Here is a 16,007-nt window from a genome sequence, read left to right on the forward strand (position 1 = left end):
GGTATTGCTCAAAAACCTCATGGGTTTTCTTTTTGTAGCGTTTTTATTTTGATTTCCGTTTTAGGTGAAATTAAACAAACGATGAAACGGACGCTATTTATTTTAACTTCAACTGTACTGATTATGAGTTTAATGTTGGCTTGTAAAGACCGCATCGAGACGAGGCAAAATGCAGATCAGGCTGAACTCGAAAATCTTTATCTAGAAATTGAAAAATTAGCGAAACAATTCACTTGCGAAAATGCCAGCGAATGGAAATATACTGCCATAGGCGCTAAAGCCTGTGGAGGTGCCGCTGGCTACATTGCCTATTCCATTAAAATTGATGAAAGCAGTTTCCTGAAAAAAGTAGAACAATACACAAAGCTGCAGGCCGATTTTAATAAAAAATATGGGGTATTTTCTGATTGTGCACTGGTGATACAGCCAAAAAGCGTTACCTGCGATAACGGAAAGCCAAAATTTACCTACTAACCAGTGGGTAGCAGATATTCTTATCTGCAATGATTAAAGTTTTAGAGTCAGATGGAAACATCTGACTTCATTTTATTAAGTTCAACATGGTAGATTAGATTTTAATTGCGTTGTAGCGTTTTTAACCTGGTATCCGTTTTAGGATAAATTAACCAAATAAATTAAACGCATGCTCTATATATTAACCTCCATTGTACTGATTGTAAGTTTAACCTGGGGCCATAAAGATGGCGATGAACCCATGAAAAACAACGATTGATTGAAGTCGATCATCAACCAATCGAACCTTATTTAAGATGTTCCTTCATAAAAACCTGGGGATTATAAAACCTGTCGTTCAGTTGCGTATTGTTAAAAGTTAACCAACTTGCACAGCCATAATCATCAAATTTCTTCCTGATTTCCAAATGAAGGTGATGGTAATCGCCACCATATTTTTTGCTTTCCTGTGGTGTAAATAACCTGGCCAGCTTGGTGTTCTGATCCACCAGCTGACCATTGCTTACATAAACTTCTTTCAGGTGTTTGTAAGAAGTAAACATAAATTGCCCGTTTGGTAATTTATGTTTTACCACTACCGTACGCTGGTTTTCACCCAAATGAACAGAGCAAACAATTCCATTCGCCATGGCATAAACAGCAACCAGTTTTGCCTTGGGTAGAGCAGGGTTAATGTCTATGGCTGTATGGATATGTCCTTTAACATAACTATCACGATGATCACCAAAAATGCTGATAATTTTAATATTGCTGATCTTTTTACGGTTGGCTACATCAAATGGAAGATACCATTGATCGGCTGTTTTCGTCGGAGCAGCATCCGTATAATAAGGTTTCCAGCGGTCGCGGTCTTTTTCAATGGTTGGAGTTTCGAATAAGAGGGATGATAAAAAGAGAAACAGTAAGGTTTTCATGCCGGGAGTAATTTATAGGTCAAGATAATGATTTTATTGATGTAAACTATTTTTTTAGTTTAAAGAATGGTATCGTTATTCGAAGAAAGAACGACTGAGATGTGATCTCCTAAAAAAGTCGTCATCCCGACTGAAGCAAAGCGGAATAAACAAGGTGGCAGATGATAACATCTGCCACTGAAATGAGCCATTAATCTGTTTGGTTGAAGCGTCATCCGGATTTATCCAAAGTCAGCTGTTGCCAGCTGCCCTCGCATCAGGCCAAAACATCCTCTTTCAATGCTTCGGCAGCAGGGTTAACCAAGGTGCCTATCAATTCCGGAACCGGAACATCGGTGCTTTCACTGTAACCATGGGTCAGCAACCTTACCCTGTTGATGCATACCCTGATAAATTCGGGCACAAAAAGGTCAAATTTTTCGAATTTGGAAGCTAATTCCGGGTTTTCCTGCTGAAATTCCAGGATTACACTGGCAACCTGGCGCCAGAACTGTTTTTCATCCATTCCAACATAACTGTGAAAAATATTGCCCAGGTACCTGAAAACCGCATCGAATATGCCCGAGAGGATAAATAACGGTGCCAGCTCATCGTTAATTTCCCTTAAAACATTAACAAGATCATCAGGCAGTTTGGCTTTCGATTCTTCTGTCAATACAATTTCTTCAACAAAATCTTTAATAATAATCCGCTGCGGAACACCGTTTTTCATTACCAGAATCGTGTTTTCGCCATGCGGACTAAAGAAAAAGGCGTGTTTATAGAAGATTCTCAATACAGGTTTTAAATAGGCCGATAAATAAGCATTTAGCCAAGTTGAAGCATCCAATCCTGATTTTTCGATCAGCGCCTGCACCATGCTTTTACCGTTATCATCTACATAAAGCAGACTGGCCATGGTCATGATGTTTTCGCCTTCCAGCAGGTAGTTCTCTGCACTTTCGCGCCAGATGGCACCTAAAAATTCCTGATATTGATACGGAGATCCCGGAATTTCGTTGTATTGCGGATGGATATAAGCTACTGTGGCTACCTCACCTAAAAGTACCACCCGCGTCTGTTTCAGGTATTCATCGCCCTGCAACATATCTTTCGCCCATTGCGTAACTTTCGGTGCAATGGCGAGTTTTTTTGGCGATAAGCCCCTGAAAATTGAGGTGTTTAAGATAGAGATTGCCGTTTTTACATAATGTTTTTTAGGCTCGCTCACATTAAAGAAAGTGCGAATGCTATTCTGGCACATGTATTCGTCGTTTCCAATGCCAACAGGTACAATCAGCTGATGTGCAAGGTCATGCGCCAGCTGCAATACGATTTTATTGTTCCATTGCCATTCGTGAACAGGGATGAAGAAATAATTTTCAGGATTTAATTTCTGCCGGGTCAAAACCTGATTAAACTCGTGAACCTGTTTTAAACTCAATTCCTCATTATAAAAAGAGAATGAAGAAATACTTTCGATACTTTTAAACTGGGCTCTTGATTTGTGTACGGCCAGCCAGGCCAACTGTGTTTTTTGTGCAGCTTCGGGCGCATATTTACCCTGATCGCTATGATTAAAACCGATACGCCCTTTGTTAATGGTTGCCCATGGGTGACCATCCATCTGATGTTCAATGGTCTGGTAATCTGCACCTGCCAGTTCATCAGCTGTTAACCTGCCTTTTTCGTGGATATAAGCATCAGCATATAACGTATTTAAGGTTTCTTCGATAAAATGGGCGAGGGTAAAGGGCTTAATGCCAAACGTTTGCTGCAACTCGGTATAAAAGGCTGGTGCATTGTTTACCGCTACACTTTCGCCGTTAACAAATTTTTTAATACTCTGTTTATCAATATGCAGGTAATCCAAAGCACGTTGCCGGCCTGAAAAAGTATAATAAATAGCCTCGGTATCGGTCGCTAAACGGAAATCCTGAACGCCATCTTCATTGGTATGAAGCAGTGTAGGTTCTGCCAGTTTTTCGTGCATCAGCTCTACGATCGATTTTGCAATGTAGTTTAGGTTTACCTTATCCCAAACTTCTTTTTTTAAAGGTTTTATCTGATTGAAATTGTTGTAACTCATAGTATTAAATTTTTCGTTTAAATATAGATTTGTCATCCTGAGCTTGTCGAAGAACTAACCCAAGCTTTAAGGCGTTTCGACAGGCTCAACGTGACAGTCGCTGACAAAATTCTCAGCCTGTTGAAGAACATCTTCCTCACCATTTACATTAAACTGTTGAAAAGCAATCCGTTTTTCTACCGGGTAGATTTCGAAACCTAAAATGGCATTGATGATGGATGCATTGCGATAAGCGCCCATTCCAAGGTCAGGTGTCACAAATCCATGCGTATGCAGTTCGGCGTTCTGGACAAAGATCTCGTTCCCGTTGATGTCGATGGCATAATTGCGCTGTACCTGAAAAAGTCCATCTGTATTTCGTGCAATACGATCGCCAAGAGCTGCTAAAAAGCCTGGCTCGCGATATTGGTAACCCGTGGCCAATACCACTGCACCGGTATTAACTGCAAACTCTTTTTCACTCTCGGTATGATAAAAATCGAGCTGATAACTGCCGTTGTTAGTGATGCTTATGTTGTTCAACTGGCAGTTCGGCATCAATTCGGCATTGATTTTTTTGCCGTCAACACTCAATTCGTAAAGCTTATCGAAAATCTGGTTGATCAGCTCGAAATTGATCCCCTTGAATAAAGAATTTTGTTTGCTTAAGAGCTGTTTCCGTTTGTTATCGCTTAAGTTGTAAAAATGATCTACATATTCCGGCGAGGTCAGCTCAAGGGTTAATTTCGAATATTCCATCGGGAAGAACCTGTCTGGCCTTGTAAACCATTTCAGTTTTAAGCCGTTTTCTGTTACAGGCAGCAGGTCGTAGAAAATTTCTGCCGCACTTTGTCCCGAACCAATAATGCTAACCGTTTTTTGCTCCAGTAGAGTTTGTTTAAACTTTAAATACTCCGAAGAATGTATGGCATGCTGATGCAGGGTTGGGTTAACAAAGGCAGGTACTTTTGGCACAGTGCCAGTACCGAGGACTAATTTTTTAGCATAAATAACTTCTGTAGCGCCGGTATTCTGATCGGTCTTTTCTACCTGATAAATGCCATTATTATAAGTTACACTACTCACTTTTTGCCCGAAATGGCAGTTTTTTAGATGGGAGATAACCCATTTACAATAGGCATTATACTCTTTACGCAAGACGAAAAAATTTTCCCTGATGTAGAATTTATAGATCCGGTCGGTCTGTTTCAGGTAGTTTAAAAAGCTGTACGGACTGGTTGGATCAGCCAGGGTAACGAGATCGGCCATAAAGGGAACCTGTAACGTGGCATCGTTCAGCATCATACCCGGATGCCAGTTAAATTCGCTTGCCTGATCCAGGAATAATGTGGATAAGCTTTCTATTGGTGTACATAAGGCGGCCAGACCCAAATTAAACGGGCCTATGCCGATGCCTACAATGTCGTATGTTTTCTGTTTGTTCATGTTAAATTTCCTCCGCTTCCAACTGTCCTGACTTCATCATGGCATACGCTTTGGCTTCAGGATATTTCTCCCAATACCAATCGCGGTAGCAGAAAGTCAGGTTGGCCATTTTATAAGGCATCTGGATTACTTTTTCCAGTTTGAATCCCAACCTGGTAACAAAAATGTGCATTGCCCGGCTTTCAACAGCTGCTTCACCAATACATTTGCCTACTTCTGGCTGTTCGAAAATGAAATCCATTAGTGCCTGCCCGGTTTCAAAACTGAATTTTTTGTCCTTGTCAGTTGGGGCAATCAATAAATGCGCACCATAATCGGTCATTAGGGCTTCATAACAGGCACCAACACCATCGCGCATAGGCCAGTATGGTTCAATCGTGAAGGTAGGCTCGCCATTTATTTCGCCAATAAAGCTGTGCGAAGCATCATTTGGCAATAAGGTTCTGTAAAATAATTCCAGACCTTTAATCGGGCCATCCATTTTCCAGATCGGTTTGGCATGTTCCTGGTTAAACCAATCGTGTACCATTTCCAGGTCGTTGTCGATATTGAACGGACGGATAGTAATGGTCACATTTTCTTTCGGAAAAAACCTGCTGTACAGTACATCCAGGGTTTGTGGCTTGATCAGGTTTTCGGAAAAGAAAAATTTGGCCAATGGGTTAGGGAATCCGCGGTAAATGGCCGGATTATCAATCGGTGCACTCGCTTCATCGATATTGCAAAGATTGGTCAATAAATTGCCCTTTACCTCCCAGGTGCGACGGTTGATGATATAATCTACCAGTCCAGTGCGATCACTGTTCTCAAATTGTTTAAACTCCAGGTAAACCAGGTCGATAAGGGTTTTTTCATCTGCCAAACCATTGCTGGCAATAGCATTAACTACGCCTAAAATGTTATTAATGAGCAGGTAGTAGGTGAGTTTGGGGATAATGTATTCATTGGGGACAATCGATCCGCTTTCGGCAGCAATGCCCGGATAAACGGCTGCTAAAGCTTCGGCTTTGGCATCGCTGAAGAAATAACCCTGGTTGTCTCTGAAATAGAATTTGGCCGGATAAAAATCCTTATCCAGCTCCAGCAGTACATTTTGCTGATGAAACTCGAAAGCCATTCCAAAATGGTTATAAAGGCCAACAATTGGCGCCACACAAAGGTGAAGGTATTGTTTAAACCAGTTTACAGCCGTGTATGCAACTGTTTTATTTTTACTGATCGATGCTTCCTCAATGATATGCGCAATTCTGGGTTTCTGCCCCAATAAACCATCCTGGCAGAGCGCCGCCAGTAAACTTACATTCTTCCCGGCGTCTTCTCCTTTGAAAGGATTGTGCCTGACGCTGACGTTAAAGCCATCAATCGTTTCGCCCCGGTAATTCACGGTAATAAATGCAGGATCAGTAATAAATTCTATCTCCGGGAATTCGGCCTTGGCGGCTTTCCCATACTCCGTTTTTAAAAGTTTGCTTACATCATAACCACGGTAAAGCTCCCTTACCAGGTTAACCCTTTCCGAGTTGGTTATTTTTACATGCAAAGAGAACTTTAGCATCCAATCGCTTGTGGCGTTGTAAACTGTTCTTACTGATGATGTTGGCGTGTAATAATCTCCAAAACAACCAAGATAGATTAACAATTTTTCTTTCTCCATGGCCTGTACAGTTGGTAACGTTAGCAGGTGTTGAGCTTCCCAGGGGTGCATGGGTACCACTTTATGATTTGGATGCTGATCCAATAAGGCAATAAGCTCCTGATTCCCACTTTCCTGCAGCTCAATCCTGAAAAGATCAGTAATATCAAAGCCTTCTGCATTTTTCTCATTAATGTTATCCGCAGCAATTAAAAAATAAGCGAGTTGAAATTGCCCCTTTGTTTCCGGAGAAAATTTGAAAAGTTCTTCTTTATCGTTAAAACCCGACCGGCCCTTTGGCAGGGGATGGGCATTATGACCTAAAAACAACGATTGTTCAGCCTCTATAAAGCTCATTTTGGCAAAATTTACAGGTTTGCCATTCTGTTTAAAATAGTTCAGGAACAACTCCAGGTTTTCTACGCTGTTGGTTAAGCGTTCGTTAACAAGGGCAGCACCGGCATTTGGGAATTCTTCCGCACTGAACCGGATAGCCAGTTCCATGAAGCGGAAAATGCTGACCGGGTTGATCGCATCTGTAGCTATATTGCGTTCGATTACCGGAAAATTAAATACATGACGCCCGCTGTCTGCATAAAATTTTAAAGGTGCATATACTTCCGAACCAATGGAACTGAAATCGAACCTGATGTGCAACCAGTCGGTCCTGCTAACCAGGTAAGCGGCAAGGGGAGCATCGTATTTTGGAATACCAGCGTAACGGCTCCAGTTGTTAAATTCCCGGCAATAACTGTTTAGAAGGGCATTAAAGTTAGTTTCTTCTGAAATCTGCTGAAGCGAGGTTGAGTCTAACGTATTCATTTCCGTGTTTTTTAATGATTTTAATAATGTTTTCAATATCGCTAAGTGTAGTTAGCGGATTAAGTAGGGTAAACTTGAGGTAGAATTGTTGGTTGATCTTGGTCCCTGCAACAAGGGCTTTCCCTTCGTTAAACATGGCCTTTTTAATGTACTGGTTCATGGCGCAGACATTTGTAGCCACGATTTTCGGACGGTAACGGAAAACCAAAGCGCTGATATCCGATTCGTTCATCAGTTCAAAATCACTGTCGGCCTGTAAACGCTCTGCAATTTGAGCGGCGGTTTCGATAATGGTGTTAAAATACTCACCTAGCTTATCCCTGCCCATCATTCTAAGTGTAAACCAGAGTTTTAATGCATCGAACCTGCGGGTGGTCTGTATCGATTTGTTTACCTGGTTTGGTAAGCCATCATCGTCGTGGTCTTTTGGATTCAGGTAATCGGCGTGATGGGTAATCAGGTTGAAATATTTTTGATCGTTTACCAGAAAACCACTGCTGCTTACCGGCTGGAAGAAAGATTTATGGTAATCAACCGTAACCGAATGGGCCAGTTCTATGCCATTGAGCAAGCTACGGTATTTGTCGGTTAATAATAATCCACAACCATAAGCAGCATCGATATGGAACCAGGTATTATATTTTTTACTGATTGCAGCAAGTTCTTTCAAGGGATCTACATTTCCGAAATCGGTAGTACCTGCGGTGCCCACCACGGCAATTGGAATGTTGCCCTGGGCAATTTCGCGTTTAATGGCATCTTCCAGTAAAACCATATTCATCCTGAAACTGCGGTCGGTTTTAATTTTGATGACCGATTTTTCGCCCAGTCCCAATAGCGAAGCATTTTTCTGGATACTGAAATGCGCCTTCTCCGAAACAAAAATCCTGAATTTTGAAGCTTCTGCCGGTAAGCCGTACAGTTTGATGTTGTGGTTTAAAACAGTAGCGGCATAATGATCACGCGCCAATAAAAGTCCCATTAAATTGCTTTGGGTACCACCACTGGTAAATATCCCATCAGCTTTTTTGCTGTACCCAATCTGATCGCAGGTCCATTCAATCAGTTTTTGTTCTATCAACGTTCCGCCGGCACTTTGATCCCAGGTATCAATAGATGAATTGATCGACGAAATCATGACCTCTGCCGCAACGGCCGGAATCACTATCGGGCAATTTAAATGCGCAATATAGGCAGGGTGGTGGAAAGCAACAGCGTGGTTGGTGTAAAGTTGTTCTACTTCTTTCAGCAACGAATCGTAGTTGTCGTGCGTTTTTTCAAATTCAACCGCATCGAACAGGGGCCTTAGCTGGGCTGGTGTTACCCCGCTGAACGGCTTTTGGTTGTGGTTCAGGAATTTTTTTACCGCCAGGCTCACCTTACCAATGGCGTGGAGGTATTCTTCCTGGTTTTGGTGATGAAAGATTTCCTTCGTCGGACTTTCCGTGAGGAAATCTATAAGCTCATGTTTTTCGAGATCTGATGCAAACATTTTTTTAATTTTTCAAATTTTTAGGTTTAAAAGGCAATAAACGACCAGCTGCAAAGCCGGTATTGTATGAATAATTAGTTAGCCTGATGCTTAGAACTTAGTAACCGTTTTCAGCAAAATATTTCCGTCGCTAAGGTATGTCTTTATTTAGATTGATTAAAAATAATATTTAAAATATTTTTAACATATTGTTGGTAAGTTACTTAAGAGTGTATTGTCAAACGTTTGAGTCTACTATTACCTGAAAAATTAATTTATTTTATTTGGATTTAATCTAAATTAATGATTGATTTGCGCAAAAAAATAATTATTAATGAAGAATCTATACTTAATTGCAATCCTGATCTGTGGGTTTATCCTTACAGGCAAAGCACAGACTATAAATGGTAAAGTGCTTGGAGAAACGGCTCCGCTAGCCGGGGCAAATGTTAAAGTGGAAGGAAAGGGCAACGCTGTTACTACAAATTCAGATGGTACTTTCGAACTAAAATTATCCGAAGGCGCTTATGTTTTACAGGTAAGTTACGTGGGGTATACCACGGTACTGCAAAAAGTTAATTTGGTTAAAAACCAATCGGTAAGCCTGACAATTAATCTGAGTCCAACCGCTAATATGCAGGAAGTCGTAGTGGTTTCATCGCGTAAGCCAACCAAAATCAGCGAGATACCGGGTACGGTTTGGGTGGTAGACGGAGCAAAAATCCAGGAACAGGCACGCGCGGGTATTCCTTTAAAACAAACCTTAGCCCAATTGATCCCAAGTTTGGATGCGGGTCCGGAAGGACGTACCAATTACGGACAGAACCAGCGTGGCAGGGATGCCCTGGTGATGATTGATGGGGTATCGTTAAACAGTACGCGAGGCGTAAGCCGTCAGTTCGAATCTATCGACCCTTTTAATATTGAGCGTATCGAAGTTTTATCGGGTGCAAGCGCTGTTTATGGCGGTGGCGCAACAGGTGGTATCATCAATATCATCACCAAAAAAGGGCAAGACAGCCAGCCTAGTTTTACCACACAGGTTGGTGTACGCAGCGGATTGAAAGAAAAGAGCGATCACGATGTACGTGTGGCGCAGGCCATTTCTGGTGGCAGCAAGGATTGGAACGGGCGTATCGGTATAGCTTTCCAAAAAAACAATGCAGCTTATGGCGCCGATGGAAAACAGATTTTTACGGATATTACGCAAACCGATTTGCAGTACAACCAATCGTTCGATTTCTTCGGAAGTACCGAATTTAAGTTAAGCGATTACCAGAAGTTATCAGTGAATGCCCAATATTACAATTCGGGTTACCGTGGTAATACCGACTTGTTTTTAGGTGCCAACTATGCAGGTCTGCTGTCTAACCCGGCCTTATTGGAAATGAGAAACGGCTACTCTTCTGATGTTGATCCAAAAACCAGCAGGGCGAACATCAATGCCAACTATCAGGCAAGTGAGATTTTAGGCGGACAAACACTTTATGTACAGGCAGCTGCCAGAAGTGAGCAGTTCAGTTTTCACCCGTTTCCGGGACAGGCTGCAATACCACAGCGGCTTTATAGTGGTTCATCGATCCAAAATACGAACTACAGTGCTTTAAAACTGGTTTTGAACAAAGACTGGAACAGGCTTAACCTAACTTATGGCGTTGATGCTGATAACGAAAACTTTAATGCACAGCAGGCCTTGTTCGATAGGGCAAAAGCCTTTGCATCAGGCGGTTTAACCAACAGTACAATAGCTACGATTGCCCGTTATCCTAATTTCAGGGTAAATGGTTTATCGGGCTTTTTACAGGCACAGGTTAAAGTAACGGATTTTTTGAGCCTATCAGGAGGGGTGCGCCAGCAACGTATGTTTGTTAAAGTGGGCGATTTTGTGGGTACTACAGCTTCAGTGCCTTTGGCTTACGGTGTAGGTACAACAGCTTCGCCTATTGCAGGTGGTAAAAACCATTATGATGTTAATCTGTTAAACGGTGGTTTGGTGATTAAAATCAATGCACCACAACAGGTTTGGGTTAACTTTTCGCAAGGATTTAACTTAGCTGATCCGGCTAAATATTACGGACAGGGTACTTATACGTTGGCCGGTACCAGCTGGAACCTGGGCAACTCGATCAATGTAGCCAGTTCTCCTTTAACCGGTATTAAAACAGAGCAGTACGAAGCCGGTTACCGTTACCGTACGGGCGTATTTAATGCACAGTTAGCTGGTTTCTATGCCTTATCAGATAAAAATGTAAAAACCAACAGCACTTTCAATATTGAAGTTTTTGACGAAAAAGTTAGAAATATCGGTATCGAAGGCTCGTTATCATTGAACCTGAAAAGCGGTTTTGAGGCCGGAGCAAATGGTTTGTACATTAAAACACAGAAACAGAATACTGATGGTACCTGGGCTTTACAGGATGTAACTGTGGCCAGTCCGTCTAAGTTGGCAGGTTATTTAGGTTATCATGGTAAAGTATTTGGTTTAAAAGCACAAATTTTCCATTCGTTCGATTCAAAAGATGATATTGGAACGGGCAGGGAATTAAAAGGCTATACAACAGTTGATTTATTGGGATCAGTTAAAATATTCACCGGGAGTTTATCAATCGGTGTACAAAACCTGTTGAACAAAAATTACCAAACCATTTGGAGCCAACGTTCACAGTATTTGTATTCCTCTTTAGCCAGGCCAGAAACCTTTTACTATGCAGGCCGCGGCCGTACGTATAATTTAACCTATACGCTTAATTACTAGCGGTTCGTCATTCCCAACTTGATTGGGAATCGTAATGCCATAGCTGGACTTGTTGCTTGCATTAAGATTCCCGCCTGCGCGGGAATGACGGTCGCGTAACCAAAAATGCCCCAATTTGGGGCATTTTTGGTTACTTCCTCTTCAATTCAATTACGGTGATCTCCGGCCAGATACCGATCCGCCCTGAAAAGCCAAGGAAACCAAAGCCGCGGTTCACATTCAGATACCGGCCATTTTCCGTCTTGATGCCTGCCCAGTGTTTATAACGGTATTTTACCGGGCTCCATTTAATTCCAAAAGCTTCGATACCGAATTGCATACCATGCGTATGTCCGGCTAAAGATAGTTGGATTTTAGAAGGATAATTTTTTACCTGGGCATCCCAATGCGATGGGTCGTGAGATAAAAGTATCTTAAAATCATTCACATCTGTATTTTGAAGGGCTTTATTCAGGTCGCCTCGTTCCCCGAAGCCGATTCCCCAATTTTCTATCCCTGCAAGGATAATTTTTTCGCCGTTTTTATGCAGTTCTACGTGTTCGTCCAGTAAAAGTTTAAAGCCCAGTTCTTTATGGTAAGCTTTTAACTGGTTTAAATTCCTGATTTTGTCTGCTTCTGTTGGCCACTTAATATAATCGCCATAATCGTGGTTGCCTAAAACAGAAAATTGCCCGAATGGGGCTTTAATCTGGGCGAAATGACCCATATACGGAACGATTTCTGAAGCGGCATTATTCACCAGGTCTCCGGTGAAAACAAACAGGTCGCTTTTTTGCGCATTGATCATGTCGATACCTTTTTGTACCGCCTTGGGGTTGGTGAAACTGCCGGCATGTACATCCGAAATCTGGGTGAGGGTAAAACCATCAAAAGCCTCGGGTAGGTCATCAAAGTACAGGGTATGTTTAATTACACGGTAAGCATATTTACCCTGGGTAATGCCATAGGCAAATAAAGCAATGGTTAAACAGAACATAACAAAGGCAAAATCAACCCAGTAGTTGCTGCGGCTTGTAATGTGGAAGCCGCCGGGTTCAAAATTAGTGGCGAGCGCAACCAATAACCTATAAATGTCGCCAAGGAGCAGAAAAAAAGCAAAAACAACCTCGGCAACGAAAACAATTAAAAAAGCATGACTAACAATCTGGAAAAACCGGTTAACACCCTGGATGCGCATCTGTTGGATAGCAAAAAACAGGGCAAAAGTTAAACCGATGATAAAAACCCAGAAAACAGGACTGAGTAAACTGGATTGGTTAAGGGTGCCCAAGCCCGATAGTACATAGGCATTTAAGGCAAAAAATATAATTGCAACTACCAGGAGCGGCAATAGATTGAGTTTTCTTCTCATGGTTAAGAATCTGTAATCAGAATATAGGGTAAAAATAGAATTTAAACGCCGATAATAGTCTACTGTTACGGGATGCGATTATTTTTACGCTGGTTTGATTAAAGCAATTAACGTTTTTATGCATTATATTTACGAATATGATAGTATGTTGAATTAAAATCAACTTCCTGTTGCATATTTTATAATTTACTTTCTTTTATTAGCTTTGTGCAAATATGCTGTCCAAAAAAACAAAATATGCCATCAAAGCGCTTGTTGCGCTGGGTAAAAATTTAGATAAACCACCAATGCAGATTTCGAAAATTGCAGAGGAGGAGCATATCCCGAAAAAATTCCTGGAGCAAATCCTGCTTGATCTGCGCAATGCCGGCTTTTTGTACAGTAAAAAGGGTGCCGGGGGCGGCTATAGCTTAAACAAAAAACCTGAAGAGATTCTGTTGGTACACGTAATGCGTGTAACCGATGGACCCATTGCCATGGTGCCATGTGCAAGTTTAAACTTTTACCACAAATGTGATGAGTGTGTAGATGAGAAAACCTGCGGCATCAGAAGCGCTTTCATCGATGTAAGGGATGCTACCCTTAAGGTTTTAACAGAAACCAGTATTGCCGATGTTATTGGCCGTGAGGATAACCTGAAAATCGGTATTGTTAATTTGTAATATTTTATTTCCAGAAATCTATCAGGTTTTTAAAACCTGATGGGTTTGAAAATGCTTTCTAAAAAAAAAAACTGCGAGGTTTAACAAGATTTCGTAAAATTTTTTACAATAAATTACGACTATTCCTATATACTTTATATATTTGACGCATGAACTTCAATTTTATACATCACCAATTAACCGTTAAGCAAATGATTTACTGTTGTTGTAAAACACATTAACAGGAGCCTACAGATAATTTTAAGTATAAAATATGGAATGCTTCTCGGTAAAGGGAGGCATTTTTTGAATAAAGCTAACAACACATATGCAAAGTTTCAGAACAGAACTCGAAAATCCGATTGTCGAGCAGGACATCATCGATTTAGAGAACAAGATTAAAGCTTTCAGAGATGGAACCATCCACGACGAAAAGTTTAGGAGCCTTCGTTTGGCCCGCGGTGTTTATGGACAGAGACAACCAGGTGTACAAATGGTGCGTATTAAACTACCTTTTGGCAAGGTAACTTTTAAGCAGTTATTGCGTATTGCCGATATTGCCGATGAGTACGGAAGTGGCAACCTGCACTTAACAACCCGTCAGGATATCCAGATCCATTATGTGAGTTTAGACCGCACGCCAGAGCTTTGGGCAAAACTGGAACAGGATGACATTACCCTCCGCGAAGCCTGTGGAAACACGGTACGGAATGTAACCGCTTCTCCGAATTCGGGTATCGATGCGGAAGAACCTTTTGATGTATCGCCTTATGCACAAGCGGTATTTGCCTACTTTTTGCGTAACCCGATCTGTCAGGAAATGGGCCGTAAAATTAAAATTTCATTTTCTTCGAGCGACAGGGATACAGCATTCAGCTATATTCACGATTTAGGTTTTATTCCGAAAATCAATGAAAATGGCGAACGTGGATTTAAAGTGTTATTTGCGGGTGGTTTAGGTGCACAGCCTTTCCTCGCCAATGCCGTTCACGAATTTTTGCCTGAAGATCAGCTCATCCCTTTTACCGAATCGGTTCTTCGCGTTTTCGATCGTTATGGCGAACGCAATAACCGTAACAAAGCCCGTTTAAAATACCTGGTTCAGAAACTGGGCTTAGCGGAGGTGTTGCGTTTGGTTGCTGAAGAGCGCACCGCCAATAAAGTAAAAACCTTTAAAATAGACCTCAATACCGTTCCACAACCTGCTTTACCTTTAGAGCAGGAATACCCGGCAGTTGAAATATTAAACGAAGCCCATTACAAACACTGGTTAGCAACCAATGTAGTTGAACAAAAACAGGCTGGCTTTTATGGCGTTTACGTAAAAGTTCAGGTAGGCGATATCAAAACCGATAAAGCAAGAGCTTTTGTTGATGCCATCAGGTTATATGTGGCTGATGAAATCAGGATTACCCAAAACCAGGGCTTATTGTTAAAGTTTGTACGCAAGGAGGCATTACCTTCGTTGTATGCTGCCCTGAATAAAATCGGTTTTACCACAGCCGGTTTTGACAGTTTGGCCGATATTACCACCTGTCCGGGTACTGATACCTGTAATTTGGGTATTTCGAACTCGATGACACTTGCCGAAGTGCTGGAAGAAGTAATTTATACGGATTTCCCCGAGTTTATTTACGAGAAAAACATCAAGATCAAAATCAGTGGTTGTATGAACTCCTGCGGTCAGCATGGTTTGGCAGAAATCGGTTTCCACGGAAGCTCGGTAAAAGCAGATGGAAAAATTGTTCCGGCCGTACAGGTGATGCTTGGTGGCGGTACCGTTGGTAACGGTGTTGGCCGTGTGGCAGAACGCGTAATTAAAGTGCCATCAAAAAGGGCAACAAGTGTACTTCATTTTATTTTAAATGATTTTAAAGATAATAACCTGGAAGGCGAAAACTTTCACCAATATTATGACAGAAAAGGTAAAGATCATTTTTATCAGTTACTGAAACCACTGGCCGATTTAACGAACCTGCAAACAGAAGAATTTGTGGATTGGGGTCATGTTGAAGAATTTGTAACAGCCATTGGTGTGGGTGAGTGTGCCGGGGTGGTAATCGATTTAGTAGCCACTTTACTGCTGGAAGCTGATGAGAAATTTGGCTGGGCAAAGCAAAACTTAGATAAGGGTGCCTATGCTGATGCCATTTACCATACCTACAGCACCTTTGTGAGCGCAGCAAAATCCTTATTATTGGATAAAGGAGTAAACAGCAGTACACAGGTAGGCGTGATCCGTGAATTTGATAACCATTACGTAGAAACTGGCGAATTTAATTTGCCAACCAATTTTTCTGACCTGGTTTTACAGATCAATAAAAACGAACCTACGGCGGAGTTTGCACAGAAATATTTTGAAGAAGCCAGTCAGTTTTTAAATCAGATCAAGGAAAAAAGAGCAATATTGGTGAAATGAGATTTGAGACAATAGGTATGAGATTTGAGAAAGC

The 16,007-nt window shown here is 41.5% G+C and carries 10 protein-coding genes; 4 read left to right on the forward strand and 6 right to left on the reverse strand.

The features are described from left to right. Window positions 1–81 precede the first annotated feature (81 nt). Window positions 82–474, forward strand: a complete 393-nt coding sequence (locus GGQ60_RS10725) for a hypothetical protein (protein WP_183763499.1) — start codon at window positions 82–84, stop codon at window positions 472–474. A gap of 287 nt (window positions 475–761) precedes the next feature. Here the strand turns inward: GGQ60_RS10725 and GGQ60_RS10730 are convergent, their stop codons facing one another. The 5 genes from GGQ60_RS10730 to GGQ60_RS10750 all read right to left on the reverse strand — a co-directional run bounded on the left by GGQ60_RS10730 (window position 762) and on the right by GGQ60_RS10750 (window position 8,828). Continuing rightward, window positions 762–1,388: a M23 family metallopeptidase gene (locus tag GGQ60_RS10730; protein WP_183763501.1), complete on the reverse strand. Its 627-nt coding sequence runs from the start codon at window positions 1,386–1,388 to the stop codon at window positions 762–764. A 256-nt stretch (window positions 1,389–1,644) separates the two neighbouring features. Then, the gene (locus GGQ60_RS10735) at window positions 1,645–3,456 is read right to left on the reverse strand and encodes an IucA/IucC family protein (protein ID WP_183763503.1); all 1,812 of its coding nucleotides are present in this window, start codon (window positions 3,454–3,456) and stop codon (window positions 1,645–1,647) included. A gap of 66 nt (window positions 3,457–3,522) precedes the next feature. Further along, complete coding sequence (locus GGQ60_RS10740) at window positions 3,523–4,881, reverse strand: lysine N(6)-hydroxylase/L-ornithine N(5)-oxygenase family protein (RefSeq protein ID WP_183763505.1); 1,359 nt, start codon at window positions 4,879–4,881, stop codon at window positions 3,523–3,525. 1 nt (window position 4,882) lies between these two features. Continuing rightward, window positions 4,883–7,336: a GNAT family N-acetyltransferase gene (locus GGQ60_RS10745; protein ID WP_183763507.1), complete on the reverse strand. Its 2,454-nt coding sequence runs from the start codon at window positions 7,334–7,336 to the stop codon at window positions 4,883–4,885. Continuing rightward, window positions 7,287–8,828, reverse strand: a complete 1,542-nt coding sequence (locus tag GGQ60_RS10750) for a pyridoxal phosphate-dependent decarboxylase family protein (RefSeq protein WP_183763510.1) — start codon at window positions 8,826–8,828, stop codon at window positions 7,287–7,289. The genes GGQ60_RS10745 and GGQ60_RS10750 overlap by 50 nt, the downstream gene beginning before the upstream one ends. 313 nt (window positions 8,829–9,141) lie before the next feature. Here GGQ60_RS10750 and GGQ60_RS10755 point away from each other — a divergent pair, with 313 nt between their 5' ends. Beyond that, window positions 9,142–11,562, forward strand: a complete 2,421-nt coding sequence (locus GGQ60_RS10755) for a TonB-dependent receptor (protein WP_183763513.1) — start codon at window positions 9,142–9,144, stop codon at window positions 11,560–11,562. 130 nt (window positions 11,563–11,692) lie between these two features. Here the strand turns inward: GGQ60_RS10755 and GGQ60_RS10760 are convergent, their stop codons facing one another. Then, a complete protein-coding gene (locus tag GGQ60_RS10760; protein ID WP_183763516.1) occupies window positions 11,693–12,913 on the reverse strand; it encodes a metallophosphoesterase in 1,221 nt (406 codons plus the stop codon). Window positions 12,914–13,128: 215 nt separating this feature from the next. On the opposite strand from GGQ60_RS10760, the gene GGQ60_RS10765 reads away from it, so the two are divergent. Together GGQ60_RS10765 and GGQ60_RS10770 are read left to right on the forward strand one after the other, a co-directional pair. Next, complete coding sequence (locus tag GGQ60_RS10765) at window positions 13,129–13,575, forward strand: RrF2 family transcriptional regulator (RefSeq protein ID WP_029275042.1); 447 nt, start codon at window positions 13,129–13,131, stop codon at window positions 13,573–13,575. A gap of 307 nt (window positions 13,576–13,882) precedes the next feature. Beyond that, window positions 13,883–15,973: a ferredoxin-like domain-containing protein gene (locus tag GGQ60_RS10770; RefSeq protein ID WP_183763519.1), complete on the forward strand. Its 2,091-nt coding sequence runs from the start codon at window positions 13,883–13,885 to the stop codon at window positions 15,971–15,973. The last annotated feature ends 34 nt before the right edge of the window (window positions 15,974–16,007 follow it).

Source organism: Pedobacter zeae, assembly GCF_014196715.1.
In the GTDB taxonomy this organism is placed as follows: domain Bacteria; phylum Bacteroidota; class Bacteroidia; order Sphingobacteriales; family Sphingobacteriaceae; genus Pedobacter; species Pedobacter zeae.

Excerpts from the sequence above, each read along its gene's own strand:
- GGQ60_RS10740 (WP_183763505.1), bottom strand. The coding sequence starts at position 4,881 with ATGAACAAACAGAAAACATACGACATTGTAGGCATCGGCATAGGCCCG.
- GGQ60_RS10755 (WP_183763513.1), top strand. The coding sequence starts at position 9,142 with ATGAAGAATCTATACTTAATTGCAATCCTGATCTGTGGGTTTATCCTT.
- GGQ60_RS10735 (WP_183763503.1), bottom strand. The coding sequence starts at position 3,456 with ATGAGTTACAACAATTTCAATCAGATAAAACCTTTAAAAAAAGAAGTT.
- GGQ60_RS10730 (WP_183763501.1), bottom strand. The coding sequence starts at position 1,388 with ATGAAAACCTTACTGTTTCTCTTTTTATCATCCCTCTTATTCGAAACT.
- GGQ60_RS10770 (WP_183763519.1), top strand. The coding sequence starts at position 13,883 with ATGCAAAGTTTCAGAACAGAACTCGAAAATCCGATTGTCGAGCAGGAC.
- GGQ60_RS10745 (WP_183763507.1), bottom strand. The coding sequence starts at position 7,336 with ATGAATACGTTAGACTCAACCTCGCTTCAGCAGATTTCAGAAGAAACT.
- GGQ60_RS10750 (WP_183763510.1), bottom strand. The coding sequence starts at position 8,828 with ATGTTTGCATCAGATCTCGAAAAACATGAGCTTATAGATTTCCTCACG.
- GGQ60_RS10725 (WP_183763499.1), top strand. The coding sequence starts at position 82 with ATGAAACGGACGCTATTTATTTTAACTTCAACTGTACTGATTATGAGT.
- GGQ60_RS10760 (WP_183763516.1), bottom strand. The coding sequence starts at position 12,913 with ATGAGAAGAAAACTCAATCTATTGCCGCTCCTGGTAGTTGCAATTATA.
- GGQ60_RS10765 (WP_029275042.1), top strand. The coding sequence starts at position 13,129 with ATGCTGTCCAAAAAAACAAAATATGCCATCAAAGCGCTTGTTGCGCTG.